The 25,654-nt window shown below is 41.7% G+C and carries 28 protein-coding genes and 1 pseudogene; 12 read left to right on the forward strand and 17 right to left on the reverse strand.

Annotation, left to right across the window (positions count from 1 at the left end; all coding sequences use genetic code 11):
- The first annotated feature begins 107 nt into the window (after positions 1-107).
- Both ACN6MW_RS29915 and ACN6MW_RS29920 read left to right on the forward strand, forming a co-directional pair.
- On the forward strand, positions 108-530 hold the full coding sequence (locus ACN6MW_RS29915; RefSeq protein ID WP_419873373.1) for a DoxX family protein: 423 nt from the start codon (positions 108-110) through the stop codon (positions 528-530).
- A 438-nt stretch (positions 531-968) separates the two neighbouring features.
- A complete protein-coding gene (locus tag ACN6MW_RS29920; RefSeq protein ID WP_419873374.1) occupies positions 969-1,388 on the forward strand; it encodes a PhoU family transcriptional regulator in 420 nt (139 codons plus the stop codon).
- A gap of 1,041 nt (positions 1,389-2,429) precedes the next feature.
- Here the strand turns inward: ACN6MW_RS29920 and ACN6MW_RS29925 are convergent.
- Positions 2,430-2,834, reverse strand: a complete 405-nt coding sequence (locus ACN6MW_RS29925; protein WP_419873375.1) for a hypothetical protein — start codon at positions 2,832-2,834, stop codon at positions 2,430-2,432.
- A gap of 183 nt (positions 2,835-3,017) precedes the next feature.
- Here ACN6MW_RS29925 and ACN6MW_RS29930 point away from each other — a divergent pair, with 183 nt between their 5' ends.
- From ACN6MW_RS29930 to ACN6MW_RS29965, 8 genes are all read left to right on the forward strand, one after another.
- A complete protein-coding gene (locus tag ACN6MW_RS29930) occupies positions 3,018-3,479 on the forward strand; it encodes a hypothetical protein (protein WP_419873376.1) in 462 nt (153 codons plus the stop codon).
- 130 nt (positions 3,480-3,609) lie between these two features.
- The gene (locus ACN6MW_RS29935) at positions 3,610-4,038 is read left to right on the forward strand and encodes a hypothetical protein (RefSeq protein WP_419873377.1); all 429 of its coding nucleotides are present in this window, start codon (positions 3,610-3,612) and stop codon (positions 4,036-4,038) included.
- Positions 4,039-4,243: 205 nt separating this feature from the next.
- On the forward strand, positions 4,244-4,621 hold the full coding sequence (locus tag ACN6MW_RS29940) for a HEAT repeat domain-containing protein (protein ID WP_419873378.1): 378 nt from the start codon (positions 4,244-4,246) through the stop codon (positions 4,619-4,621).
- A gap of 133 nt (positions 4,622-4,754) precedes the next feature.
- Positions 4,755-5,333 (forward strand): hypothetical protein, encoded by a 579-nt coding sequence (locus ACN6MW_RS29945; RefSeq protein ID WP_419873379.1) that lies wholly within the window; start codon positions 4,755-4,757, stop codon positions 5,331-5,333.
- A 217-nt stretch (positions 5,334-5,550) separates the two neighbouring features.
- A complete protein-coding gene (locus ACN6MW_RS29950) occupies positions 5,551-5,748 on the forward strand; it encodes a DUF6199 family natural product biosynthesis protein (protein WP_169091605.1) in 198 nt (65 codons plus the stop codon).
- Between the two features lie 205 nt (positions 5,749-5,953).
- The gene (locus ACN6MW_RS29955) at positions 5,954-6,394 is read left to right on the forward strand and encodes a cell wall hydrolase (protein WP_419873380.1); all 441 of its coding nucleotides are present in this window, start codon (positions 5,954-5,956) and stop codon (positions 6,392-6,394) included.
- Between the two features lie 615 nt (positions 6,395-7,009).
- Positions 7,010-7,567 carry a hypothetical protein gene (locus ACN6MW_RS29960; RefSeq protein WP_419873381.1) on the forward strand — a complete coding sequence of 186 codons (558 nt, stop codon included), beginning with the start codon at positions 7,010-7,012 and terminating at the stop codon, positions 7,565-7,567.
- A 217-nt stretch (positions 7,568-7,784) separates the two neighbouring features.
- Complete coding sequence (locus ACN6MW_RS29965) at positions 7,785-8,306, forward strand: GrpB family protein (RefSeq protein WP_419873382.1); 522 nt, start codon at positions 7,785-7,787, stop codon at positions 8,304-8,306.
- 692 nt (positions 8,307-8,998) lie between these two features.
- Here the strand turns inward: ACN6MW_RS29965 and ACN6MW_RS29970 are convergent.
- From ACN6MW_RS29970 to ACN6MW_RS29985, 4 genes and pseudogenes are all read right to left on the reverse strand, one after another.
- A pseudogene (locus ACN6MW_RS29970) lies at positions 8,999-9,139 on the reverse strand (SDR family oxidoreductase); the annotation flags it as partial.
- 221 nt (positions 9,140-9,360) lie between these two features.
- Entirely contained in the window at positions 9,361-9,576 is a 216-nt protein-coding gene (locus ACN6MW_RS29975) for an SDR family oxidoreductase (RefSeq protein WP_419873383.1), read from the reverse strand.
- A complete protein-coding gene (locus ACN6MW_RS29980; RefSeq protein WP_419873384.1) occupies positions 9,569-10,801 on the reverse strand; it encodes a hypothetical protein in 1,233 nt (410 codons plus the stop codon). The genes ACN6MW_RS29975 and ACN6MW_RS29980 overlap by 8 nt, the downstream gene beginning before the upstream one ends.
- Before the next feature lie 616 nt (positions 10,802-11,417).
- Positions 11,418-11,771, reverse strand: a complete 354-nt coding sequence (locus ACN6MW_RS29985) for a winged helix-turn-helix transcriptional regulator (protein WP_419873385.1) — start codon at positions 11,769-11,771, stop codon at positions 11,418-11,420.
- Positions 11,772-11,907: 136 nt separating this feature from the next.
- Here ACN6MW_RS29985 and ACN6MW_RS29990 point away from each other — a divergent pair, with 136 nt between their 5' ends.
- Together ACN6MW_RS29990 and ACN6MW_RS29995 are read left to right on the forward strand one after the other, a co-directional pair.
- A complete protein-coding gene (locus tag ACN6MW_RS29990; RefSeq protein WP_419873386.1) occupies positions 11,908-12,798 on the forward strand; it encodes an alpha/beta fold hydrolase in 891 nt (296 codons plus the stop codon).
- A complete protein-coding gene (locus ACN6MW_RS29995) occupies positions 12,795-13,298 on the forward strand; it encodes a dihydrofolate reductase family protein (RefSeq protein ID WP_419873387.1) in 504 nt (167 codons plus the stop codon). The genes ACN6MW_RS29990 and ACN6MW_RS29995 overlap by 4 nt, the downstream gene beginning before the upstream one ends.
- A 378-nt stretch (positions 13,299-13,676) precedes the next feature.
- Here the strand turns inward: ACN6MW_RS29995 and ACN6MW_RS30000 are convergent, their stop codons facing one another.
- The 12 genes from ACN6MW_RS30000 to ACN6MW_RS30055 form a co-directional block, all read right to left on the reverse strand.
- Positions 13,677-14,825: an ABC transporter permease gene (locus tag ACN6MW_RS30000; protein WP_419873388.1), complete on the reverse strand. Its 1,149-nt coding sequence runs from the start codon at positions 14,823-14,825 to the stop codon at positions 13,677-13,679.
- A 2-nt stretch (positions 14,826-14,827) separates the two neighbouring features.
- On the reverse strand, positions 14,828-15,946 hold the full coding sequence (locus tag ACN6MW_RS30005) for an ABC transporter permease (RefSeq protein ID WP_419873389.1): 1,119 nt from the start codon (positions 15,944-15,946) through the stop codon (positions 14,828-14,830).
- A gap of 32 nt (positions 15,947-15,978) precedes the next feature.
- Positions 15,979-16,914, reverse strand: coding sequence for an ATP-binding cassette domain-containing protein (locus ACN6MW_RS30010; RefSeq protein WP_419873390.1), 936 nt, complete (start codon positions 16,912-16,914; stop codon positions 15,979-15,981).
- Between the two features lie 125 nt (positions 16,915-17,039).
- Positions 17,040-18,152, reverse strand: a complete 1,113-nt coding sequence (locus ACN6MW_RS30015) for a sensor histidine kinase (protein ID WP_419876486.1) — start codon at positions 18,150-18,152, stop codon at positions 17,040-17,042.
- A 21-nt stretch (positions 18,153-18,173) separates the two neighbouring features.
- The gene (locus ACN6MW_RS30020) at positions 18,174-18,830 is read right to left on the reverse strand and encodes a response regulator (RefSeq protein ID WP_419873391.1); all 657 of its coding nucleotides are present in this window, start codon (positions 18,828-18,830) and stop codon (positions 18,174-18,176) included.
- A gap of 1,464 nt (positions 18,831-20,294) precedes the next feature.
- Positions 20,295-21,071 (reverse strand): AraC family ligand binding domain-containing protein, encoded by a 777-nt coding sequence (locus ACN6MW_RS30025; protein ID WP_419873392.1) that lies wholly within the window; start codon positions 21,069-21,071, stop codon positions 20,295-20,297.
- 26 nt (positions 21,072-21,097) lie between these two features.
- Positions 21,098-21,673, reverse strand: coding sequence for a LysE family translocator (locus ACN6MW_RS30030; protein WP_419873393.1), 576 nt, complete (start codon positions 21,671-21,673; stop codon positions 21,098-21,100).
- 329 nt (positions 21,674-22,002) lie between these two features.
- Positions 22,003-22,626, reverse strand: coding sequence for a GyrI-like domain-containing protein (locus ACN6MW_RS30035; RefSeq protein ID WP_419873394.1), 624 nt, complete (start codon positions 22,624-22,626; stop codon positions 22,003-22,005).
- Positions 22,627-22,723: 97 nt separating this feature from the next.
- Positions 22,724-23,068 (reverse strand): GerAB/ArcD/ProY family transporter, encoded by a 345-nt coding sequence (locus tag ACN6MW_RS30040; RefSeq protein ID WP_419876487.1) that lies wholly within the window; start codon positions 23,066-23,068, stop codon positions 22,724-22,726.
- Between the two features lie 41 nt (positions 23,069-23,109).
- On the reverse strand, positions 23,110-23,799 hold the full coding sequence (locus ACN6MW_RS30045; RefSeq protein WP_419873395.1) for a spore germination protein: 690 nt from the start codon (positions 23,797-23,799) through the stop codon (positions 23,110-23,112).
- Entirely contained in the window at positions 23,769-24,236 is a 468-nt protein-coding gene (locus ACN6MW_RS30050) for a spore germination protein (RefSeq protein ID WP_419873396.1), read from the reverse strand. Before ACN6MW_RS30050 ends, ACN6MW_RS30045 begins: the two co-directional genes overlap by 31 nt.
- Positions 24,237-24,288: 52 nt before the next feature.
- Positions 24,289-25,581: an ABC transporter substrate-binding protein gene (locus tag ACN6MW_RS30055; RefSeq protein WP_419876488.1), complete on the reverse strand. Its 1,293-nt coding sequence runs from the start codon at positions 25,579-25,581 to the stop codon at positions 24,289-24,291.
- Positions 25,582-25,654 lie beyond the last annotated feature (73 nt).

Consider the following 25,654-nt stretch of genomic DNA (forward strand, 5'->3'; position numbering starts at 1 on the left):
CCTTTTTTGTTGTAAATTCATGACTTTTTACAGCTCTGCCCGTTTCCGATTCCATCTACAATTAAATTACAGGGAAATCAAAAAATATCGAAAAAGGAGCTATCAAGATGAAAAAAATCAAGATTACTTACTGGATTATTACGGCTTGCACGCTCGCAGGATTCGCACTCAGTGCCTTCAATGAGATTGCTCATTCCTCCAAAAATTTCGTGGAAACAACTCAACTGCTAGGCTACCCGGTCTACTTCCTAACTCTTCTTGGAGTAGCAAAAATCATCGGTATCCTTGTACTGCTGGTTCCTAAGTATTACAGGCTGAAAGAATGGGCGTATGCCGGTTTCACTATTGACTGTATTTCCGCGTTTTGGTCCGAGATGGCTGTCGGCAACCCTATGGGAAGTATAAAGTCAGTCGTGGTCTTTATGTTTGTTATGTTATCCTATTACCTGCTGCTGAAAATGGAGAGAGGTAGCATGAACAAAAGCCATGAGAATACGTCGGATTCCCGAAAGATGGGTACCTTTTATTGAAAGTGTAGAGCGCTAACAATATTTGTTGCGATTTTTTCTGCGTAGAAAATTTAGCCGTTATAGCGTATAAGGTGAAGCGTACCTTAAATAAGGGCAAGTTTTTCGGAAAAACTTATAAACTGGCTTGGAAAGGTACTTCAATGAAGGACCCTATACAAACGAAGAAGGAGCTGCTGCGGTAGCTCTTTTTATATCTTCACAAAATGATGGTTTTTGTACAGATGTACTGTTAGGTGTTGAACTAACGGGAGGATTGAGTGATGGCAATCGGCTGTTTTTTCTGGGCTCTAACAATTACCGATATCGAAGGGAGTACTATAAATGTTAGAACTAAACAACAACAGAGAAGAGGGATATAATCTTTAATATTATCGCAGTACTATTTGGAACCTCTGGATTTATTGCTGGCTTATGGTTCAACAAAAGGTAGGAATTGAAATGAAAAAGTTGTTAACTACTTGTCTGGGCTTTGTTGTAATTATTGTATTTTCAAGCTGCACAGGTGAATCATCCGAAACATTAGATAAAGAGTTTATAAAGGAAAAAGCGGAAATTGGTCTTTCAAAATCTGAAGTGGAAGAAGCATTTGGAAAAGATTACATCTCAGGAGATGCAGATGGAGGCAAACTTTGGCTTTATGATACCACAAATAAAGAAGGCGCAAACTATGAAAGAAGATTAGATGCGGTTGCCCACGAAGATATAATCGATGGGAATGTTGTAAACCAGTTGTTTATTAACTTCCAAAAGGAAAAAGCTATTATGTATTCTTTCTTCTACAAGGGAGATGACGGGAAAGTGTGGGAATTTGTATTAAACCCTGACGAAACCACGCTTGAAGTACCTGTAAGCCAATAGCGATGTCAGACGAATTTGTTAAGGAAACTATAGTTTAACAATCATCAGGACGAGGCTGCCGGCATAAAACGGTAGCCTGTTGAGCTAACGGGCAGGTTAATGCAATGATAAAATTTTTTCGACTGTAGTACTTTCAGTGACATTCCAGGTAATTACAACGTTTGAAAATAGTGTGAGTAACCGTCTATAGCTTTTCTCAGTGGAAGGAGTTGTGGAGGATTCGAACTCGTTTAAACAAGTTGAGGTGATAGAGATAACAAAATCAAAGAAATATTTATTAACATGGTCATTTAACATGTTTTTCTCATTTATGTATTTTATCTATTATCACTTGCATAATGCTTCAAATGTTCCGATACAGGATAGTTTGTTAATGTTTCTTCAGTATTATGTTGTATTCATCGTAATGTTTGGTGGTGTTGTTTATGAGCATATTCTCATCACTGATAAACTCCAAGTTACAGCAACTATTACATTTCTAAAAACATCTAATAGTTTTAAAACAATAAGGTTACTTCAGGACGAGGCTCCACTATGAAACAGCAGCCCGTCAGAATGATCGGCTGCTTTTTCCACGCTAACAAATTTGGAGTAACAATATCCATGAGCATGCGTCTAATTTTTTGTCATTGATATAAAGAAAAGGAGACTTTTATGAAATTTAAACTCTTAGTATGGTCTTTATTTCTTCCGTTACTCTTGTTTTTCTTTGTAATGTTCTATATTGAAGTATCACTTTATTCGCTTTTGCCACCTGACGAAGGCGGAATGAGTTTTTTGCTGGAGCTTAAGTATGTGTGGTATCGTTCCGCTTGGTTTTATGCCATGCTCATAATTATTTCTTTCTTATTGTATTTTAGTTTTTTACGTAAGCGGCATTTGTTCAACTAACGGGAAACATTAGCACAACAATAAGACAGCTGCCGGTAATCAATCGGCAGCTGTTTTTCATTGGACTATTAGGTAGGAAATTTCCATAATGTGGTATTGTATGAGTGTGATAAGAGGTACGTTATTTGACTGTTCCAATTTATAAACTGACTAGACGCTCAATAACTCTTGCCGCTCTAATCTTTCCACCTCATCATCATGTAAAGCTGCTCGACGCTTTAGGAGCTCATATGTCTCACTCCACTCGTCAGGGTATCTTGTCCATTGAATTCGCTTATACAATTCTCCTAGGGCATGCTCTACTTCATTTCTAAATTGTTTCCATACCATCTTAGCTTTGTAATAGTCACCGTTATTACGAGTAGCATTCACTACGTCATAACGGAGTTTATCTTTTCTGGAAATCTCCATACTGATTTCATCAACTGTAAAAAGAATTTCTTTTTTGAGTTTGGCGTCATTCTCCATAGTTGCGATCATTTCGGCCATAATAGAAATTATATTGGGATTATTTTGAGCTGAGTGATTAATATATTCAGCGAGTTGGATAGTCATAAATTTCTCCCTCCTAGCAATGTGCTGTTACCATTCTGGTTTTATATAATACTTTTCGTTAGAAGGGGTTATTTTTAGTCACTAAGCAAGTGAAGACAGCTACTAGAGCTGAATAGTGACTAGTCCTTAGAATTAGCAACCTATTCATGAACGTGTTCGTCTGATTATAACGAGGTGATACTAATGACGAAAATGAATAGCTTTATCATATTGTTAGTTTTAGTAGTGTGCATGATTTTAGCAGGCTGTACAAAGTCAAATACTGAGTCAGAACCAATACACACTGAACCATCAGCCGCGAATACTCCTACAAATAAACCATCAGAATCAAACAGCAATACAAATCAATCTGATTTAGTCGGTTCCGTTGAGTTAGAAAACTTAGGTACCGATACTAAAATAACTTATACCTTCAAAAACCAAAGTGAAACAAAAGTGACTGTTATTGGCGGAGCTAGCTATAAGTTGTTAAAAGACAACAAAGCAGTAGACGAAGGTGGGGTTCCAATAAAAGACTATCTAGATTTGGAGCCTGGTCAGGAGTATACAGATATAAAGATATTTTCGAAATTGGAGCCTGGCTCATACACAATAAATGTGGATTGGAACAATACCCTTGTATCTGCTGAATTTATTCAAAACTAAAAGTTGGTTAAGCTAACGAGCATATTTGAGCAACAAAATAAGGATTAAATTAGTAAAAATATGGTAGGATGTAAAGGTTGACTTTGCAAAGGCAATTAAAATTTAAAATGGAAAGGGATTGGATAGAAGAATGAATAAAAGAATTAAATTAATTTTAGGAGGAGCATTATTAGTTGTTGCTTTTACTGTTTTTATTTTTTCATATGGTAATTCTTCAACAAATGCTTCACAGGCGTCTGATAAAGAGATTGAAAGTATATTAAGGAGTTTTTTTAAGTCGATTGATGACAAGAATGTTGACAATATGATTGATAACACAATTGATATCAGATTTTCGGATGATGAAGTCCGTAAAACTGAGTACAATGAGCTCTTAAGCACAGACAAGGTTAAATTAAAGGATATTGTATCTATTAAAAAAATAGATGACAATAACTACATTGTTACTGCAAATATTAACACTAAAGATAACGGTGACATTATCAACGAATTTCCTGTAACTTTAGATGAGGAAAAATGGAAGGTTATTATTGGACAAGATTACATTCCAAACAATTAAATAAATCTAAATATGAATAAGGGGATAAGGAAAAGTCTTAGACTAACGGTGCGTCATAAAGCTAACGGGATACGATAGTTGAATAATACACATGAATGAGCAGGCTCTGTGAGGGTCTGCTCATTTTATTAAGCTAACGGGCAGGATAGTTCCAATATGTGGTAGTATTAATGTGGTCATGAAAGGTAAGGTGTGAGGACGAGCAATGGATCTTATTCGTTTAGAACAGGCTCTAAAGAGTGGTAATCAAAATGAAGCATCTTCAGCAATTTCTGAGGCGAGTCGACACAATAATGAAGAAGTTGTCATTATGCTAATTGAACATTTAAGAAATACGGATAACAAAATACTCAGAAATGAAATTGCTATAGCCTTAAGCGACATTAGAAATCCAATGGCAGTGGAACCAATTATCGAACTACTTATGAACCCGAAGACATTAGGTAATCGAGGCTCCCTGTTGTATGCGCTGAGACCATTCGATTATTCATCCCATTTAGAGTTATTAGTTGATTTTATGATTAATGGAAGTTTTGAGGTGCGTTATGAATCCAAAAATTTGCTGCAGCCCTTCGCAAACTAACTGGCAGGTTAGCTTAGCAACAACTACGTTAAAGAAGTTTCTGAAGGCTTCATATCATACGCAACCTCCATTATGTTCAGTTCGTTTAATAATTTGGAATGAATTTACTTGGATGGGTGGAGATTGTATTTTTATGAAAAGGCGAATGATGATGATCGGTCTATTGGTTATTGTTCTTTGCGCGATCTTTATAGTTTATAAAACGTTTCCTCGTTCGATCGATGTAACGTTGACGGGTGTCAAGTATCAGCTTTTAGCTGCAGGTGAGAGAACTGGAACGGAGCCAGCGATAGTAATAATTAAAGGGAAATTGTATACCAAACTAAATGGCAAACGTACATTTAAAGGTGAAGTGAATATCGTCGGAGAACATATCCCGGTTCCACTTGATCAGCGGAAGTTGGAAATACCTTTTTCAAATGAGGGGTGGGGTTCGATATCGTACCCTTATTTTATCTATGGCGAGCGGGGAGCAGTCGTAGGAACTGAAATTTACCAGTCACATCTAATATTTGCAAACAGAGACTTTTCTCAAGTAAGCTTTCTTATTGCTGATCATGTTCAAGGTCAAAAGGGTGAAAATTCGCAAACCATCTGGAACGCTGAGAATGGATATATGCTTTCGGTGCCTGCAACTACTCGTGAAAAGGCGCTAGCTATATCGAATAAGTTGATGCTTGATTATTTAAAGACATATGGACCGTTGCAATAAAAGGTTGTTTCACTTTGTCAATGCATTACGCTAACGGGACACTATAGCTTAATGCGAACAAAACAGCTACCATGGCGCCGGCAACATAGGCACCAATATTCCTAAGAGCTCAGCTATTCATGATTGTATATTTATAATATGAAAAGTTTGGGGGGATTTTATGATTTTGTTTAGTGTGCTTCTTATGTTTGGACCCCAAAGAAATAGGAGGCTAAAAATGTTTGTATTATATTTTCTTCTTGTTTTCGTTGGAATTTTAATGTTGATTAAACCTACATTAATCTGGTCAATGACTGAAATGTGGAAATCTAATGACGCTACGGAGCCCTCATCTTTATATATTGGTTCAATTCGTTTTGGTGGAACGATGTGTACCCTTGCAGGAATAGGCGGTATTATTGCCTTATTGTTATAACGCAATCTTAAAAGCAAAAACAAGACGAAGGAAGTGCCTGAGGCACTCCTTGTACTTCTCTTCACAAGAAATACAGCTAGGCGTTAAGCTAACGGGCAGCAGAGTGTGGTGGAACAGCTATTTATTATCGCTCTCTCTTGTGCCAGAGTAACACATCCGTCTCACCTACAATATGATGAGTCTAGAAATCTAAAGAGGTGAGCCAATGGCAGTCGTAAAATCCAGGAAACAGGATATTGATATGTTGGCAAGGTTGCTTCGAGCTGAAGCTGAGACCGAAGGCGAAATGGGCATGCTCCTTGTTGGAAATGTTGGCATTAACCGAATAAGAGGGAATTGCTCCGATTTTAAAGATATCCGGACAATTCCCCAAATGATCAACCAGCCGCATGCGTTCGAAGCGTTGCAACATGGTATGTACTATCAAGGCGCAAGAGAGAGGGAACGCCGTCTGGCGCAACGGGCTGTGAATGGGGAGCGGAATTGGCCAGGCGAATTCTCCCTATGGTATTTCCGTCCAGGATCGTTCGAAAATCCCGGGCCATGCCCGCCAACTTGGTATGATCAGCCGTTCGTAGGACGATGGAAGAAGCACTGTTTTTATCAACCGACCGTGAGAGAATGTGGAAATATTTATAATACGTAAACGTACATTAGGATCTCTTAACCTGACCTGTTACAGCCACGTGTCAGTTGACATGAACTTTATCTCATTAAGAGCCGCGTAAATCGCGGCTTCTTTGGATTTAGTGGAATAAAGTTGTTGTCACGGTCATTATTCGGAAACTATACCCACGTGACAGGCCGTCGATGTCGGATGACAAGAACATTAGCCGAATGAAGTCTGCTTGAATTGCGGGCTTTATTTATTATCGAATCAAGTTTTTGGCATTTGTCAATGCCAAAAACAATGTCCGGTTCCCGATCGGTGACCAGAACATTGTCCGATTGCCGACGAGCTTTGCCGGTCGGCAGCCTGTTTAACGAACGGAAAAAAGTTTAAAAAAAATCACGATTGGTGGAGAATAAGTTGTTGTCGGGTTAAAGATTAAACTAACGAGGAACGTTAGCTCAACCAACTAATATCATGTTATATTTATGGAGTTGTAAAATAATGCTGGGTGTTTGATTATGCATATACTAAAGAAAAAAATATTAGTTATAGCTGGACTTATTGCTTTACTTATAGCTGTAGCCGGGTGCGGTGGTTCAGTCAACGAGAACAAGGTATGGGAATAATGAGGATGCCGAATTAAGTGAGTTGGTTGAGACTGCTGTAGCGAAAGAAACTAATCCAAATACAGAAAATGTATATACCCCAGAGCCAACGAAAGAACAAGCCTCGGCAATTGAACCTTTAATCACCAAAGCAGGAGGTCTTGGTGATGATACCAAGGAGGCTATCGAGCAGGTTCGTGGAACAAGTGAGAACGAAAAAGATGATTTGTTCAGTTCATATCAGAATAATACAGTTCTCATAATGTATGCTGAAGATGATGTGTCGAAGAAAAATACAGCTAACAACGTAACCTTGTCGTTTGAAAATACGGATTCCCCTCGGCGCACTGCAGAGGAAGCATTACATGAGGTTTCCTCGATCATTCCGAGTGATGCGGTCATAGTCAGGGAATATACTGCTGATGAGAGCCGTGATGTCGTTCAGTATGAGAGTAAAGATCTCGCTTTACAGATGAAGGGATATTACGATTTTGCTACGACTCTCGATCCGGAAGCAAAACCTGGTACCTTCATCGTTATATTAAAGCACGATGATGAAGGAATCTTCTCGGTTGTGGTTGGGATAGGTAGTAATCCATAAGATTGAGTTAAGTGAAAACAACCCAACGATACCTGCATTCCGATAATAATGATCACCTGTTTAAACTAACGGGAAATTTTAGCTTTATGCACCATGGAGCAGATTGCGATTCGGTAACTGCTCTATTTTTCATTAAGCTAAAGGGCAGGATAACGTATCAACATTTTATGGTAAAATTAATGGTGGTGATAATTAGAACGATAATTTAGGAGGAAATATGCGAAAGACAGAAATAGTAGCTTGGACTGAAACATGGAATGAGTTGTATGTAATAGAAACCAATTTAATCAGTCAAATTTTTATTAGCGAAATGACTTCTATTCACCATATTGGAAGTACATCTGTCCCTAATATAGGTTACTCCAAACCAATTATTGATATATTGGTTGTCGTTAAAGAAATAGAGAAGATTGACCTCTACAATGACAAAATGGCTGTTAATGGTTACTCTGTCCGAGGTGAGCAGGGAATTGCAGGAAGACGGTATTTTACAAAGGGTGGGAGTAACAGAACCCATCACGTACATATATACCAGACTGGAAATATAAACATTCAACTGCATTTGAACTTTAAAGAATATTTACTTTTACACTCTGATGACGCTAAAAAGTACGGAGAACTGAAACTGAAATTAGCCAATAAGTACCCAGATGATACACATAAATACCAAGAAGGAAAGGAATCTTTTGTTAATGAGTTAGTAGAAAAGTCCATTAGATGGGCATCATCTCAAAGGTAACATAAAATATTATGTTATGGGTGAAATGGGGAAGCTATTAAGCTAACGGGGAACGATAGTTCAATTAACACAATGAAGCAGTCGACCACAATGATCGGCTGCTTCATTACGCTAATGGGGAGTTTAGTTTGATAGTGTTTTACTAATGAGAAAGTGAAGAAAGCACATGAAGCAATTGCACAAGCACAAATTGACTTTGTTCCCGTATTCTTTAACGAGATACTATTTAGGTTTGGATGGTGGATCATTAGGTGCATCAATGATGTACTACTCACATATTATTGAGGAAAACAAAGAGCTTCGTCAATATGTCGATCAGTATGTATAGAGATTGACATTATAAATTGCATAATCAACAATGGGAATCCGCGCAAGCGGATTTATTGTTTTAATCGTGTAGGATTTCAAAAATCCGTGCAAGTATTATTTTTATTGTTTTGCTTATTCTCGTAGGGAATGGGATCAAGTTCTTGTCATCCGACAATAGAAAACGAGTGGTAGCAAGGCTTAGACTCGATTTATGTACATATGTACAAAATACGAGTTTTGTGAAAAAGTCAGTGGATCAATCAATAGTTCCATTGATTTACTCGATTTATGTGCTTTTTCTAATACTCGTTGATTATACATTTGTTTTTCTTCTTTATTCATTTTTCATTCATTTTTCCTCCTGATTTCTGTTCTGACATAGTTTACAAATGCGATCCGCCGGTCGCATCGATCATTTGTCCCGTTATCCATCGGCCGTCAGGTGACGCTACAAAGGCGACGATGTCTGCGATATCCGAAGGCTCGCCGACGCGTCCAAGTGCCGACATCTCTACGGCAGTCTTACGGCCATTGGGCTAGTGGCGCATTGTCTTCACCGTCACGCCGCTCAGTTTGGCGAACGCCTCAATTTTGAACATCCTAATACCCCCTTTTGTGAAATCTTAGTATAGCACTGTACCCTTATTTATTCGCAAACATATCAATATGCTGCAGCTCCACACATCACTTACCACCCTTAAATTAATTCCTAATATATTCATGGCATTTAAATTGTTAATTGGCGTTACGATATTTGTGACCCATCCCATCTCAGGCGTGAGAGCACCGCGATGATGCCGCCGATATCTGCTTCCCCAGTCCTGCCCAGCGCAGTTTGACCGGCGATGACCGTTTGCATCTCTTGGCTGTTCTTCAGTCCGCCACCGCCGAAATCGGTCGCAATTGCTCCCGGCGCAAGCGTATTGACTCGAATGCCTCTAGCGCCCAGTTCCTTAGCCATATACCTTACACCAGGTTAGCTGGGCCTGAGCCATTATGAGGGACAATGTTCTTGTACCGGCGCTGACGGCTTTGACTCCACCAAGGTGCGGCGTCCAGGATCCGCCCGTGTTGGTCCAGCCGTACAGGTTCGTGTTTAAATCGCTGATGCGGATATTTTGGAACACGGCAGTACCGTTGTAGACAGCGAGACCCAGTTGGCCGGAGATGTAGCTGGAGTCCGTCACCGAGATGGCCGGCGTGTAGCCGGTCGAGATCTGCGAGCCTACTTGCTGAATATATACTTTAATAGCGCTGCCATCTGCCTTAATTCTAAGCTGGTATACTTTCCCTGTATCGATTGTGAGGGTTTGGGTTGCCAACGTCACATCGCCGTTCGTCTTAAACAAGCGAAGCCGGTCCATATTCGCATCAATCTGCAGCCCATAGGCCTGTGTGCCGGCCGAGTTGGAGCGGAACAGCATCGTGGCGACGGCATAGCTGCTTTCAATGAGCACGTCGGATTCATAAGTGAAGCTGTCCGCGTTTTGGCCGGCCATAAAGTAGCCGTTCTGACCGCTTGCCGCCGAAGCCCGCAGGCCGAGCGAGGTCGAAGTCCACGTGCCGGAGGAAACCATCCAACCGGTTAAATTTGTAGATATATCGTAAGCGGTTACATTTTGGAAATAGGCTGATCCGTTAAAAACGTTGTAACCGTAGTTGCCTTTGGCGTACTTGGTGTCGCTAACGGAAATCGCAAGCGTGCCGCCCAAATAGACCTTGAGCGCAGGTCCATCCGCCGTAACCTTCAGATGGTAGGCTGTATTGGTATTCAGCGATGTGCTGTATGGTGTCCCGACGCTCGAGCCAGTCGCCAGATCGAACAGCCGGATCTGGTCCAAATTCGGATCTATGCTCACCGCATAGCCTTTGTTGCCGTCTTCTGCCGCCCGAAACACGAGCGAGCCTACGCCGTAAGGAGTTGAGGCGTCTATCTTCACATCCGCTTCAAGCGTAAAATTCGTATCGCTTGCCGCATTCGTCATGCTAAGCGCATTGGCGCTCGGAGCGCTGATGCCTTTAAGTCCCTCGCCGTTCTGCTCGGACCAGGTTCCCGTAACCGGCACGTAGCCTGGCACGTTCGAATAGAACTCGGCAACGGCAGACGAATGAAGCGCAAGAAGCATTGAGCTGACAATGAACGCAGCCAGAAACACGCCTAGTTTGAAGAATTTATTTCTTCTCATGATTAGACTTCTCCCATCATAGTGTAATTACTTCTGTAAGCGCATACAATATATCTCGTAAAACCTCTTACCCGTCCGATTCTCCTTCTTTCGGACATGCAGAACCAACGCTTTCTGTGCCGATCCTCAAGTGAGCGCTCGCTCTTCTCAGACAGTATATAGGTAGCTTGAGCAGACAAACTTTCAATTTCTTCGGATTTTTTCTTTTAATTTCTTCGTTAAAAGTGACAGCGGAGTACGTTCCAAAAGCTATTTGTATCTCCACTATCAACCTGAAGACCAGCTCCATTACGCGACGAGCTCAACTCCGTTGATAAATCTTTCGCTTTAATGCTTTTGAGTATCACACAATGTCTGTTTTTGTACATATGTCTGTATAAAGTGATAAACCCATCTGTCAAGGTTTTTCTGTCGGAAGTCAAGAACTTGATCCCATAAATGACAAGAACATTGCCCCATTCCCCGATTTGTAGTTGAATAGCACAAAAAAAGATTCCAGTTAAACTGACCTGGAATCCTCTTTCCATGTGGAGAAAATTTCAACTCTGCACCTTTCCGAGCGATTTTTTGCCATACTCACTATTGAGCTGACTGTGTTGAAACCTGCCATGTAACGTTACATTCCCGATTGATCCATCTCTTCTGCCCCACGCTTGGGACTTATGTCATTTTCCTGAACCCATGCCCACATAGCGGCAAAAATAGGCTGCAGATTCCGACCGCGCTCTGTTAACTCATATTCGACATGTAAGGGCACACCGGGGTACAGCGTGCGCGTTACAATCCCTTTCTCCTCCAGCACCCGCAGCCGATCCGTTAACGTCTTCGGACTAATCGGGTTCAGTCTTCGCCGCAGCTCTCCAAATCGCTTGGTGCCGACAAACAACTCCAGCAGAAGAGGAAGAGTCCACTTGCCGTCCAAGATTTCCAGCAATGGATCAATAGCTTCGATACAAGAGCGATCCAACATTGATGATTCCTCCTTAGTTCATTTTTTGAAACTATTGCACTTTATTGTAACTACTTTCAAAATGTACCACAATCCGCTACCATTGATAACAGAGAAAGGAAAAAAAGAAGATCGCATCGGATGGGAAGTGACGACAATGAAAAGACCTTTTGAAGTAAATGTGACGGAGTACCCGTTCAAAGACCGCTGGCTGCCATACCGCGACGGAAATATTCATTATATTGATGAAGGAAACGGACCGACGGTTCTTCTCCTTCATGGGAATCCCACATGGTCATATCTTTACAGAAATGTCATTAAGGAACTGCGTTATGAATTCCGCCTTATCGCTCCGGATTATCCCGGCTTCGGAATGTCCAAAGCACCGTCCGGCTACGGTTATACGCCGCAAGAGCATTCGGAGGCCATATCGGACTTCATCCGCCACCTGGATCTGAAAGACTTTATAATAGTGGTCCAAGACTGGGGCGGGCCGATCGGCCTTAACTACGCCATACGGAACCGGGATCAGCTACGCGGAATCGTCTTAATGAACACTTGGGCTTGGCCTGCGACGCTGCTTCCTATGAAATTGTTCTCGCTTGTGATGGGGGGATGGCCTTTGGGATACTGGCTGCAGACTCGATTCAACTTCTTTGCCAAGGTCATTGTTCCGAACGGCATTCATCATGCCGAGATTGTGACTGAAAACCTGCGAAAAGCATATACGGACCCTTTCCCGACACCGAAGTCCAGAATCCCGACATGGGTATTCCCCGGACAGATTCGCAAGGCCCGGTCTTGGCTCGCCGCAATTGAATCAGGACTGTCGTTGATATCCGATTTGCCCACGCAGATAATGTGGGGGACAAAAGACAGCGCCGGCTTCCCGCTTGAAGTCATGGCTAAATGGCAGAGTTATCTGCCGATGAACGAAACCGAAATCCTCGACGATGCTTCTCACTATGTACAGGAGGATCGGCCGGATCAGGTAGCAGCATCAATTCGAAAAATATGGACTAGAACGTCTGGAGGAAAAATCATATGAAAACTATTTTATGGGCAACATTAAGCGCCAACGGTAACTATGCACAGTCGAGTCCCGAGAATCCACCGAAGAAGGAAGCACTTAACGATTTTGCGGAGCATGCCAAAGCAGCCGGGAATTTTATTGTCGGTCGCCGAACCTATGAGGCTATGGCTGCCAGCGGCGGTCCTTTTGCCGTATTGGATATCGTTGTGGTTTCCAAGAAAGTTGATGCCCTTCCGGGGGCAACGATTGCGAGATCGCCGCAGGAGGCCCTGAACTACCTGCATCATAAAGGATATCAAAAAGCAGTCGTAGCAGCTGGCGCAGATCTGCACAATGCATTTTTAGGTGAAGGGCTTGTAGACGAGCTGATCTTCAATGTAGCGCCTGTGCTGGAGGGCAAGGGGCTTCACCTGATGATCGACACAGATAACTATACGTTCAAAGATATTCAACTTTTGGATACCAAGACGCTTGGCGGTGGCGTTGTCCAGCTGCATTATGCGGTTAATCGCTAGTTTCTTAGAAAATATATATTCATTTTGTTTCCGGTGAACGCGATTGAAATCATTCTGCAGCCAGTGGTCGTATGCAGGAAATTCTTCATTCACCGCTGGAATTACACTTAAACGTAACATGAGTTTAGCTGCTATTGTAATTCGATCTCCTTCGGAATAAATCGTTGTTAAATCATTTCCTGGCATAATTAAATGGAGTTTTCCAAAAGAGAAAGTCATGCACAATCATAGCTCAAAGAGGCTGCCGATTTTTGCCGGCAACCTCTTTGAGCTATGATTGTTAAGCTATAGTTCCTCGTCCCTCCGTTTTAAGGGTTTCTCTCCTATATAAACTCACCATTCCCAGGATTTCATCACAATATGGGATTGGTTTTTTTCTTAAATATAGCTTCGAGTATCATTGTTTCTGCCAAACTTATAGACCGCTATTAAAGATAAGGCCACGGAAAAAGCAATCAAAATGATCAAGTTCAAATATAATTCCCCCAGCGATACCCCCTGCTGTAGATCGCTGAAGGTATCCAGCAACCAATACTGGGGAAGAAAGTGCGCGAGCTGCTGCATGGTTTCCGGCATTAAAACAAGCGGAAACATACATCCTGACAATAAGCTTGTAGGAATGAGGATCATATTCTGTATGCCGCTGGCTGCTGAAGAGCTGCTTGAGAATGCGACGATTACAAGCGATAGGCCTATTGCCACCAGGGCAAATAAAACAAGAATGAGGAACATGCTCCAATAAGGAATACCCGGATCGACATGAAAAATATTTATCATGATCAATAGTGTCACTGCAATCTGCAGCATCATCATACTTAAATTAACGATGATATTAGATAAGACATAGGTTCTAGGATTGATCGGTGAGGATAAAAGGCGATAATAGGTTCTATTCTCTCTTTCCTTAATAAGAATTCCAGATAAATTCGAAGCGGACACCAGCATAAGGATGAGCAAGTAGCCTATTGATTGATTGGTTTTGTTGTGATTTACGGATTGATCCTCTACTTTCTCTGCTGATAATCTGAAGTCTGTTTTTTGAAATCGCTCATACAGGCTATCAAACTTAGCCTTATCTCCTTTAACCACCTTGCCGATCGAAGCCATATTGTTAATATGTTGATCCAAGGAAGCTTTCACTTGTCCCGTAACCTGCGCCCCCTTAATGGATACGATCTTAACATTTGCGGGCTTGCCGACAATCAAGCTCTGTGCGAAACCTGCGGGAAAGATAATTGCTGCATCCAGATCGCCAGCTGTAATCAGCTCTTTTATCTCATACTCCTCAATCTCACTTATATGCATGGACTCCTGTCTGCCCACTGAATCTATAACATCCTTTGTAATCGACTGACCTCCATCATGATTAACAATGCCCATTCTCAATTCGGTTTCTCCCGAGCCCCCTTGGACTAGGGTCGCGAGCAGGATTCCCATAACAGGAAGGACGAAGTATACAAATAGATTCATATAATTCTTAAAGGTAGCAATAAATGTTTTCCGGATTAGCCATAATGTGTCTCTCATTCTTACAACCCCTCCTTTCTGCGCAGCATCGTTAATGCGATACCAAGCAAGACGACCGCGAAGCTGATATTTAACAGCATGGCGTTAACCGCTGCTGACAGACTGTCTGCATAGATCATTTCAAGAAGTGCAGCATTGGACCATTGCAGCGGAGAAAGAGAAGAGAGGGTTGCCATGAATCCCGTAGCCTCCTCGACTGGGAAATATGAACCGCCGAGAAATGCGGCCAATTGGATAATAATCATAACAACAGTTCCCGCTGCATTACCTTTGATGATATAACTGAACCCGAGTCCCATGCTCACAGCAAAAATGATTTCAGTAAAGAGTGTTAAAAACACTAGACCCAAGTTTTCTCCCCAATAAGCATTAAACATGTATTTACTGATGAGCACCACAACAATTGTGAGTATTAAATTCAGCACGACAAGCCCTGCTAGTTTTCCCGTAAAAATTTCAATTTTCGTCACCGGTGAAGCAAGCAATCGGACAGCTGTGTTCCTTTTGCGTTCACCGTCTATTAATTGTGCGGCCGTCAAGGCGCTATATAAAATAATCATTGTTGTAATCGCTATTGCGAAATAGTCCATAGCACCAGGCTTTCTTGTCGCATTCAGCGACTCCTCCACCACATAACTTTCACCGCCGCTTCCCGTCATAATCGCATCCGCTTGCTTCGAGTCGGTACCTGTTACTTCAGCCGCCAATCGGTAACGGTCTGCAAAAGCTATAAGTACACTCTTAGCAATATCGCTTTCAATCAAGCTCTGACTACTGCTGTAATACTTCAGTCCATTGTCCGAAATCTCGACGTAACCCGAATATCGGTTATTCTTCACTTCAATTTTTCCATCCGTCTTCTCGTCTGCCTTCTCGAGTTTAATGCCGGCTTGACGTATCTGACCCGTGAAGTCGTCCCAATATTTAGTGAACTCGCTCGATGAGCTATTATTCTTATAAAGTACGTTAATCTCTTCAACCGTTATACTGCCGTTAAAAGCATTCGTAAGCGCCGTTCCCAAAATAAGCATAGTTAATAGCGGCGAAACCACTAAGAACAAAAGCATCTTGGGATCGCGGATAACCTTTAACTCTTTAAGCATTATTCTGAATACATTCATTTCCCCTTCGCCTCCTTATCCCTTCTTTCTTATCAGTCCCGCAGGCTTCTGCCTGTCAATGTCAGAAACACCGTCTCCAAACTAGGCTCATTCTCTTCCACTGAACGAATTTCAATATCGTCAGCCATCAACTGTTGGATGATCCGGTTCAAATTATTGACCTCGGAATCAGAGGTGATCTTAACGATTCGATCCTCCACTTCAACCCGGTTTACGCCAGCAATTCCCTCCAGCTTGTTCCTATCCAGATTTTCCGCCGAACGGACCTCGATACCTATATTTTTCTGATTCGTAATGATGGCCTTTAATTGGCCTTTCGTTCCTTCCGCGATGATCTTGCCATGGTCGATAATGGCGATTCTAGTACAGATCTCCTCGACCTCCTCCATGTAATGGCTGGTGTAGATGATCGTACAGCCCAATTCATTCAGTTTCTTCACGGAACCCAGAATATAGTTGCGAGATTGCGGATCAATACCCACTGTTGGCTCATCCATAATGAGCAGCTTTGGCCGATGGGCGATTGCGCAAGCTATGTTCAATCTTCGCTTCATGCCGCCCGAGAAATTTTTAGGATAGCTTTTGTGCTTGTCGCCAAGTCCCACGAATGCTAATGCTTCAATCACCCGCTTCTTTAACTCGGTCCCTCTGAGTCCGTATAATCCGGCGAAAAAATGAACGTTCTCGTAAGCGGTCATATCCTCATAAATAGCCATTTCCTGCGGCACAATCCCGATGTTCATCTTCGCGAATTTGCCATGCTTAGAGATACTCTTGCCAAGAACTTCGATTTCACCCTTGGTAACCCGGAGCAGAGAGGCAATCATGTTAATGGCTGTACTCTTACCTGCTCCATTCGCACCCAGAAATCCGAATATCTCGCCTTCCTTCACGGACATCGTGATATTGTCCACGGCAATGAAATCCCCAAATTTCTTTGTAAGCTGCTTAATTTCTAGTACGTTCATTCGTAACACTCCCGTTTCGTCTTTAGGATAATGCAATTGTAATAAAAAAGGATGCCCCTGTGACAGTGCACAAGTTCATCCTTAACCCCTGAGAATCTTCCTATTTAAGCATCTTAAATCTCATCTTATCCGTGAGGAATTAACGTAGTGACACTGAAGCCTCTTGAGCCATCGACGATAATCGTACCGTTTACGCTTGCTGCCCTTTCTTCCATGCCGATGATTCCCATGCCTTTTATCACCTTCTGCTCTCCTTTGCCGTTGTCCGATACTTCGACCTTGATTAAGGTTCTCAGTACCTCGATATGGATGGAGATAAAAGTAGCGTTTGAATATTTCATGGCATTGGTCAACGCTTCCTGGGTATTTTCCTGAATGATCTTCCACTTGATCGGAGTAATGATGTCGACATTACCTTCATGAGTGAGTGAGGTCCTGACCGTATGCTTCGCTGAAAATTCATCAACGAATAATTTCATCCGATTCATTCCGAGCTGCTCTGTTGGCGGCTTCATATTCTTAAGCACAAGGCGGATACTCTCAATCCCATCCTTGGAGATATGGATTGCATTCTGCAGCAGCTCTGCCGACTTGTTCGGATCGGAGGTGAACAAACGCTTCGAGGCTTCCATCTGGATCAATGCACCCGTCATCGAATGTCCGATCTTATCATGAATTTCCTGGGACAGCCGGTTGCGCTCCTCCAGCTTAATCATATAATCGGATTGTCTGATGTACTCTTTATTCTCATTTAGACTCTTAGTCAACTGCTGGATATGCTCGTTTCTATTTTCTATGTCCTCTTTGAGGTCTGCAATTTTGCTTATGTAGGTGTTAAGCAAGAGATTATAGAGGAAACTTAGCAACGCAACGAGACCGTATGTAACCAAGATGGCTTGGGATTCTTGAGACAGCAGCAAGAGCGGAACCAGCATGAGAAAAAGAATAATCCCGCGATTACGCAGGTATATAGTGAATAATTCGTATATATTCATAGGGAGCAGGAGTAACAATAAGGGTTGGATATATGAAGAGGACGCTGCGGCAACGAACATGGACAGCAAAAGCACGACCGTCGTGATACTTACCTTTTTAGCGATATGAATGGAAATATTCAAACACAGGTAGAGGAGGATGGACAGCATATACCATGGTGAAATCGAACCTACAGCTACATAAGATTGAATGACCACATAGCTTAAGAGAATCGCTTTTATGCCCATTGTCCAGAGTTCTATAGGGTTTCCCCTCTCCGTCATTTAATCCACTTCCCCGGTCAGAAAATAAATCGCGATTTGTGTACGATGCGTAAGCCCCTTCTTGCCTAGGATAGAAGTAATATGGTTGGCAATGGTACCTTCTGAGATGAACAGCTTCTTCGAGATTTCACGATTGGAAAGCCCCTTCGCGATGAGGGACATAATGTCGTGCTCTCTATCAGTGAATAAGCTTCTGTCGATCTTACTCCCTCTATCTTCTTTCTTATCTTTATCCTTGTCCGTTAACAAATTAGATTTCAGCTTATCCAGCACGGCATCCTGCAGCACATTATGTCCGTTGTATACAGTTATGATGGCATCCCGAATCCGCTCTGGATCATTATTCTTAAGCAGATATCCTTTCGCTCCGTTCCGGATCGCATCGATAATAAACGCCTCATCATCGAAAGTGGTCAGGATTAGCGCTTTGGTTTTTGTCTGCTCGGAGATCAGTTTGGTCGCTTCCACACCATTCATATTGGGCATCTGCACATCGAGCAGTGCCACGTCTACTTCATTCTCCCGGCAGAAATCTACGGCTTCTTGACCATCCTGAACCGATGCCAATACCTCGAATTCATCAAAGGATGTCAGGATGATCCTCATGCCTTCCCGGACAAAAGGGTTGTCATCGGCAATAATGACCTTTATTTTCAACGCTGCTCACGCTCCGTTCTCTGCTATTTAACAACATCCATTACAGTGTCAACTTCATTTATTAGTATAGCATTCTTCTTTTCGTTCATTGATAAATAAATAGTATAAGCTAATAATTAGAAAATTATTTTTTACCTAAGTATAGTTATAATTTAATATGAAACCTAATGTATGAGTTATCCTGACACCAATACCATGGAGAGGAGATGAATCATGAAAGTGCACAATTGTCCTTCTTGTAATACCTACAGTCAAGAGAGTATGATCGTCACCCAGAATGCATCGCATCCTACGGAAGAGAGACTAAAGTGCAATATTTGATCCTGGAGCGGTATGTGGTCGGACATGAAAGTAAAGGAGATCGCAGACGTCGAACCGATCCCGGGCGTCACACCGATTACCGATTATGGTGTGCTTCATTCAGATCAAATTAGACTACGATATACGGGAGGTTTGTGCCCACATTGCGGGGGAGTTGATCCTTAATGCTGGTGCCATACGTTTTAGGTACAGGCATTATTATTTAAGCTTCCTGCCCAAAAACTAAGAAGGCTGTCGATCCAATGCATCAGCAGCCTTTTTCTGGTGTTAAAATATGGAGTTAAAGTTACCCGTTAGTTCAACGAGGTACGAGATTGTTTCCGGAAATGATACTGGCAACTACTGAAGGTTTCTCCACCTTCTTATTTAGTAGCTCAACACTCGGAAACTTTGCCCACCCCGCCGTCGAAGCAAATTGAGTGCCTCTCGATTGTCCCTCCCCTCTCCCGCACAATCGCGTTTTGCAGGAATCACCGGGCAAGCCGAAGGCGTTGGATTATAATTTATATTCGAGGTTGCCCTTAGTATCACTAACAGAGTGCGGTGAGTGAACAGAACCACCGGCACTCTGTTTTTTAGCACTCAGAAAGGGGTAGGAATCGGAGGACACGATACGGCATCAATGAATCGCGGATCGATACCATAAAAGTACCAGTATGATCCGCTCCATCTATACCCTGCAACGCCGTCCATATCGACATATGTCGGATAAAACCAGAAGTTCTCGCCTGACCTAAGCCAAACATAGGTGAACTGGTAAAAGCAGTCGACGATATAAGAAACAGCGGGTTTCGGCGGGATGAATGCGGGAGGAGGAGACTGCGGCGGTTGTCTCATGGGTCCTTTATTTCGCATATGAGCCATAACATCACTCCTTGCGGAAGATATTCATGATTTTTCATGAAAGTGTATCTTATACTACGTAGGTGAATAGCCACTTGACTGTACTCATGCCTAGTCATAATTATTTTGCACGGTCATCAGCGCAATTTCTGTCCTGAAGCTTAAACTCGTCGAAATAGAGAGCATGATCGGCAGCCTGTGCTTTGTTGTGATATCGTATTCGTTGACACCAGCCTCTTGAATTAATCTGCCGGCATTATTTAATGTATCTCTTAGCGATAAATGTTAGGTTAATTTCTCTCATTGTAGATGTGACATATATTCAAATGCTGTTGTACCATATACACTTTTAAAATGTTTGTTTAAATGGGTTAAATCAACAAAACCGCAGGCAGCTACTGCTGAATAAATATCTTTATTCTTTTCGATTAAACTCTTTGCACGTTCGATTTTGCAGTTAAGAAAATATTGATAAGGTGAAATTCCGGTATGTGCCTTGAATAATCGGATAAACTGAAACTTTGATAAATGAAGCTCGCTGCTGAGCTCGTCAAGTTTAAGAACATGTTCCAGGTCGGCATGAAGCATATCCTTTGCTTTGCGAATTAGGGCATTTTCCTTCTTATCGTCAGTCGAAAGCTTTGTTTGAATGAGACTTTCTGTGAGGGATAGGAATAATTCACTACACAAAGCCTCATCTTTTTCGCCCAATATTGCATCGGAAAGACTTAATATTCTTTGTTCAAGCCGAACATCGTAAACAATCGGTGTTGAAAACCGTAAGATATCCTTTTTTTCTATGGCCTCCAAAAGCAATTGGGGTTCAATATAAAGCATGACATAATCCAGACCTGTCTTATCATGTGCCATTCCATCGTGGGCCTGTTCCGGATTAAAAAGCATAATGCCATTCTGATACGATAATTGTACGCTGCCATCTAAGTTATACTCTTGAATCCCACGTAACGTAACGCCAATGGCATATTCCTGGTGAGCATGCTTTTTATACGTAAAATCGGACATACTTGCTGATAACGCGGTAATACCGGCCGATTTTTTATAAATAAATTTGTTCAATCCCATTCACCTCTTCATAAGCTTACCTACATCCAAATCATGATAGCAGCAAAAACGAGAGATAACGCCATTAATACGTTAACAGTCTTGTTATGCTTCTGTAATAACGCCTTGAAGATCGCGCCGCAAAGTACCCATGTGATAAAAGCTAAAAAACCAATTATTGTGATAGCTATAATACTTATTGTCATCGCAGTGCTAGAGCTATAGTTGGGCATAATAAAAGTTGGAATCACAGTCAATGTAAATAGCACTACCTTTGGATTAAGAAACTGCATAAGGAAACCTGACAGAAAGGTGGCAGTTTCGTTTGCAGCTGGGTTTGAAGCATTCATATTGTAAATCAGATAGGATAGATAAAGCATATAAATGCTTCCGATGATCTGCATCACAATAATTATTTTCGGTATGAACGTGATAAGAACCGTATTCAACATAGCGGAAATAAACAATAATAAACCAAAACCAATCGTAGCACCATACGTATATTTCATCGCCTTTTTCGCCCCAAAATTATGCACGGTGGACAATATAACGATATTCGTAGGTCCAGGTGTAAACGTAGCAATCATACAGTAAATAAAAAAAGATGCAATATCCATGAGAACCCCTCTTTCTGGCTATTCTCATATATTACATCTTAGATTAAAAGGCCTATAGTATATTATTGCAGATTTTGAGCGTCTTTCGTTATGGAATTATGTGGATTGGTTTCCGACGAACAAGCATGGCTAAAAAGAGAAAGAGCGGTATTGCGACCTGGAAGATTAAAAACAACCGGGGCATCTTCTCTATACCTAACCACATATGATGAGTGTAAGTGGGTGATATAAAGGAAGCTATAAATATAATAATCCCCAACGGCAGAACCCACTTTTTCCAAAGTGTCCTTCTTATGGGTCACAGTTATTCTTAATACTCTTTATGTCTCCTAATCACTCTTTATAGGAAATCTTAAAACAGTCCTCATCTTCAACATATCAGTCTTGCGCGGGTCAGATAGATAGATTTCCCTATGTGTTTTATCAGTACGGACATATCCTTTTTCCTTGCAAAACACTTCCATCTTTGCAAAGCTTTCTGGTTCATCATCAAAACTTCCTATATGCATCACTTGGCAGCATAAGCCATCTCTCATTTTTCCGAATATCAACTCCTCAAGGTATGGGTTTGGCTTTTTCTTTTTGGTCTGCTCTACAAATTTTATGAATAACTCATCTGTCAGAAAATCTGGTTGGCGTATCATAATGGTGTATTTCAAATTATTTTTATCTGTTGCAGGCTTTGACTTATCGATCAAGTCCCAGATTCCCTCAAGCGGAAAAACGGTATATTCATAGTAACCGGCCGGTACATCATCACTTTTATATGACATTTTTATTGCATAAGTTACGCTATATAATGCTTCTGTCACTCGCGCAAACTCAGCTCCATTTGGATCACCTTTGCCACTAATCATAATAAATGGCATCTCATTGATATCAATAATATCCGGGATGGTTTTTGGCAGATAAAATTGTTTATAATCTTTTTTGTATTCTATTTTTTTGCTCATAACTAATCTCTCCTTCATTTACTTTTGACATTAGTATAGAACTAATATTAGGACAACTGTATGTCCTATTATCCATTGTATTGCCGCAAAGCTTGTTCTAATTTTTTCTTTGTTTAAACAACATAAAGATATAAAGAATGGCGGGTATAATTGAAATGAAAATCTTATTAATATGTAAATTGTCCGTGATGATATGTCCAATCTCTAGATGCGATTGCCAACTTGCAGGAAGAAGTGTAGTGAAATAAATAATTCCTCCGACGGGAATGGCAAATCGCCTGTAATCCACACGAAATAACTGAGATAAGCCAAGTAATGCTGCTAAATACCATAATGTCGCTTTGATAAATATCCCCGTATAAAAAAGTGAAATGACGAGTGCGTCAAAACGCTCGAATATTTCAGCGATCTCAATTAGCTGTACGGATTGTAATAAAGGCACAGTACTAATTTTAACTAATTCAGGGCCCAAAACGATCAGATTTAGTATAATACCTCGAATATCAATTCCATCATTAATGCTTCAAAGAATGCCGGAAAAGGAACTCCTTCCCTTTGTGCCGCAAGACTGACCAACAATGTCGTTGGAATCATTTCTTGATGAAAATTCGTAATTGCAATATATAAAGAAGGAAGAACCATCGAGATAGCAAACGCAAAAACGCGCAAAAGACGTAAGAACGAAGAGATATCGAATCTCTGGTAATAGTCTTCACTGGCGATGAAGAACTTAAGAAATGTAATAGGCATGACAAGGACAAATGGTGTTCCATCCACCAATACGGCCACTTGTCCTTCCAGTATAGAAGCCGCTACTGTGTCTGGTCTTTCTGTGTTTATGATTGTGGGAAAAGGGGTTAACATTTGGTCCTGTATAAATTCTTCAATATAGCCACTTTCGAGTATGCCGTCAATTTCAATGCGATCGAGCCTTTGAAGCACTTCGTTCACAACTGATTCATCGGCTGTCCCTTTAAGGTACATAACAGAAACATCAGTCTGTGTCACCGATCCAATTTTCCGGTCGATTTTCCATAGTTTCGGACTCTTTATTCTGCGCCTGAGTAAAGCAACATTAGTGCTTATATTCTCTGTGAATCCGTCTTTGGGTCCGCGAATAACCGATTGAGAAGAAGGCTCTTCTACTCCTCTTCTACTCCTCTTTGAACCCATTTGGCAGAACTTGCAGAAATAGCTTCATCCAAGCCATCTGCGAGAATAACGGTATCTCCTTTGTATAAAGCCGAGATCAAGTCATCTATTTTACTTATGGTATTAGTGCCATTAACGGTAATAACTTTATCTTTAAGATCTGAAAATAATTCATGCAAAGTCCTACTTTGAGCGGTAATTGCTTCTACAGCTGACAAGATCGGGTTCATGATGCTATCATTTATCAATTCGGTATCCGTTAGACCATTTATATAAACAATGGCCATGGGCAAGCCCTTGGCCTCTTGAAACTTACGTATGATAAAATCAGAGCTATTTCCGGTTAACGTTATGATGAAATTAATATTTTGCTGAAGATCGTCTGATAGAATTTCTTTATGTTTGGTAATACTCAAAATCGAAAAACCGGTCATCTGTGATGACCGGTTTTTCTCCAACTGCACTTTCCTATTCGAGCCTACCTTATTATCATCCTTGATATCTCCTTAATTACTGATAATCCTTCGCTAATTCCGCGAGCTCCTCATAAGCTTGTTCCGGCATAATTTCACCGAACATGATTTTTTCTCCGACTGCTTTGAAGTCCTTCTGCGAGAAGTTGCTCCAGCCCTTAGGCTCCGGTACATACAGCTGAGCATCCGACGCAGTATTGGTAATTAACGCGATGCCCATTTTATCGGGAGCGTTAAATTTCGGAGTCAGCTTCTCGACAATCTTCTTAGAGACAGGAACGCCGCGGGATGTACCGAGCAGCTCAGCTGCTTCCGGATCGTTAATAAACCAGTCGATAAACTTTTTCGCTTCCTCCACATGCTTCGAGTTAGCGCTTGCGCTCCAGAACATTGACGGTTTGAGCCAGCCGCCGGCCTCCTGGTTTCTCGGGATCGTTACCAAATCGAATACTCCTGGCTTCAAGCTATCAAAGCTGTTGGATTGTGCGGCGTGAACGACACGCAGCAGGGTAGTACCGTTTACCATGAGATCAAGCTGAGGATCAAGCTCCTTATCCGTCACGCTTACCTCACCTGGAGGCACAATCCCCTCTTTGCGCAGCTCGGCGAATTTATGTTGATATTCGAGGTAAGTATCCTTATCCAAATTCAGCTTGCCGTCATCCATAAACACTTGGCCTAAGCCTTTGCTCAGCTGATAATTTACGTATTGCCCGAAAGAGGCTGAAAGATCAGTTAACGCGTAATGATCGGGTCCCAGCTTTGCTTTCGCTTCTTTGCCGAAGGCGAAAAATTCATCCCAGGTCCAGCCGCTCTTTGGCTTCGTAATGCCCAGCTTTTCTACGGCCTCTTTATTAAAGACCATTCCGATAGCATTATTGCCCAGTGGAATGGCGTAAAGCTTGTCCTGATATTTCCCTGTGCTTAAAAGAGAGGCATCGATATCTTCCGTCGATATGCCCGTTGATAAATCCGCCAGCTGCTTACGGCCCGCATATTCCGCCAAATAGGACGCATCCATTTGAATAATGTCCGGTGCATTTTTCGCCGCAGATTGGGTGGCCAGCTTATCCCAATAACCTTCCCAGCCGGAAAACTCAGGCTCGAACGATACATTCGGATTTTTTTGCGTATACAAATCGAGCACCTTTAAAGTAGCATCATGTCTGGACTGAGATCCCCACCATAAAATGCGCAGCTTGACCTGGCTTGCGGCCGCTTGGTCCCTGCTCTCCCCCGCCGTGTTTTTCTCATTGCCGCTGCCGCAAGCGACAGCGGTCAGAAGCATAATTCCCGATATTAGTACGGTGATCGATTTTTTCACATTCATTTTCAAAATGAATCCCCCTTTAGCAATGAATAAACCGTTTACATTTCATATAATAGCAACCAACCGGGTAACC

The sequence above is a fragment of the Pristimantibacillus sp. PTI5 genome (assembly GCF_048572955.1).
Taxonomy (GTDB): domain Bacteria; phylum Bacillota; class Bacilli; order Paenibacillales; family Paenibacillaceae; genus Pristimantibacillus.

What these genes read in the sequence shown, in the direction of transcription:
- ACN6MW_RS29915 (WP_419873373.1), top strand. Translation starts at nt 108, where the DNA reads ATGAAAAAAATCAAGATTACTTACTGGATTATTACGGCTTGCACGCTC.
- ACN6MW_RS29920 (WP_419873374.1), top strand. Translation starts at nt 969, where the DNA reads ATGAAAAAGTTGTTAACTACTTGTCTGGGCTTTGTTGTAATTATTGTA.
- ACN6MW_RS29925 (WP_419873375.1), bottom strand. Translation starts at nt 2,834, where the DNA reads ATGACTATCCAACTCGCTGAATATATTAATCACTCAGCTCAAAATAAT.
- ACN6MW_RS29930 (WP_419873376.1), top strand. Translation starts at nt 3,018, where the DNA reads ATGACGAAAATGAATAGCTTTATCATATTGTTAGTTTTAGTAGTGTGC.
- ACN6MW_RS29935 (WP_419873377.1), top strand. Translation starts at nt 3,610, where the DNA reads ATGAATAAAAGAATTAAATTAATTTTAGGAGGAGCATTATTAGTTGTT.
- ACN6MW_RS29940 (WP_419873378.1), top strand. Translation starts at nt 4,244, where the DNA reads ATGGATCTTATTCGTTTAGAACAGGCTCTAAAGAGTGGTAATCAAAAT.
- ACN6MW_RS29945 (WP_419873379.1), top strand. Translation starts at nt 4,755, where the DNA reads ATGAAAAGGCGAATGATGATGATCGGTCTATTGGTTATTGTTCTTTGC.
- ACN6MW_RS29950 (WP_169091605.1), top strand. Translation starts at nt 5,551, where the DNA reads ATGTTTGTATTATATTTTCTTCTTGTTTTCGTTGGAATTTTAATGTTG.
- ACN6MW_RS29955 (WP_419873380.1), top strand. Translation starts at nt 5,954, where the DNA reads ATGGCAGTCGTAAAATCCAGGAAACAGGATATTGATATGTTGGCAAGG.
- ACN6MW_RS29965 (WP_419873382.1), top strand. Translation starts at nt 7,785, where the DNA reads ATGCGAAAGACAGAAATAGTAGCTTGGACTGAAACATGGAATGAGTTG.
- ACN6MW_RS29975 (WP_419873383.1), bottom strand. Translation starts at nt 9,576, where the DNA reads ATGGCTAAGGAACTGGGCGCTAGAGGCATTCGAGTCAATACGCTTGCG.
- ACN6MW_RS29980 (WP_419873384.1), bottom strand. Translation starts at nt 10,801, where the DNA reads ATGAGAAGAAATAAATTCTTCAAACTAGGCGTGTTTCTGGCTGCGTTC.
- ACN6MW_RS29985 (WP_419873385.1), bottom strand. Translation starts at nt 11,771, where the DNA reads ATGTTGGATCGCTCTTGTATCGAAGCTATTGATCCATTGCTGGAAATC.
- ACN6MW_RS29990 (WP_419873386.1), top strand. Translation starts at nt 11,908, where the DNA reads ATGAAAAGACCTTTTGAAGTAAATGTGACGGAGTACCCGTTCAAAGAC.
- ACN6MW_RS29995 (WP_419873387.1), top strand. Translation starts at nt 12,795, where the DNA reads ATGAAAACTATTTTATGGGCAACATTAAGCGCCAACGGTAACTATGCA.
- ACN6MW_RS30000 (WP_419873388.1), bottom strand. Translation starts at nt 14,825, where the DNA reads ATGAGAGACACATTATGGCTAATCCGGAAAACATTTATTGCTACCTTT.
- ACN6MW_RS30005 (WP_419873389.1), bottom strand. Translation starts at nt 15,946, where the DNA reads ATGAATGTATTCAGAATAATGCTTAAAGAGTTAAAGGTTATCCGCGAT.
- ACN6MW_RS30010 (WP_419873390.1), bottom strand. Translation starts at nt 16,914, where the DNA reads ATGAACGTACTAGAAATTAAGCAGCTTACAAAGAAATTTGGGGATTTC.
- ACN6MW_RS30030 (WP_419873393.1), bottom strand. Translation starts at nt 21,673, where the DNA reads ATGGATATTGCATCTTTTTTTATTTACTGTATGATTGCTACGTTTACA.
- ACN6MW_RS30035 (WP_419873394.1), bottom strand. Translation starts at nt 22,626, where the DNA reads ATGAGCAAAAAAATAGAATACAAAAAAGATTATAAACAATTTTATCTG.
- ACN6MW_RS30045 (WP_419873395.1), bottom strand. Translation starts at nt 23,799, where the DNA reads ATGGGTTCAAAGAGGAGTAGAAGAGGAGTAGAAGAGCCTTCTTCTCAA.
- ACN6MW_RS30055 (WP_419876488.1), bottom strand. Translation starts at nt 25,581, where the DNA reads ATGAATGTGAAAAAATCGATCACCGTACTAATATCGGGAATTATGCTT.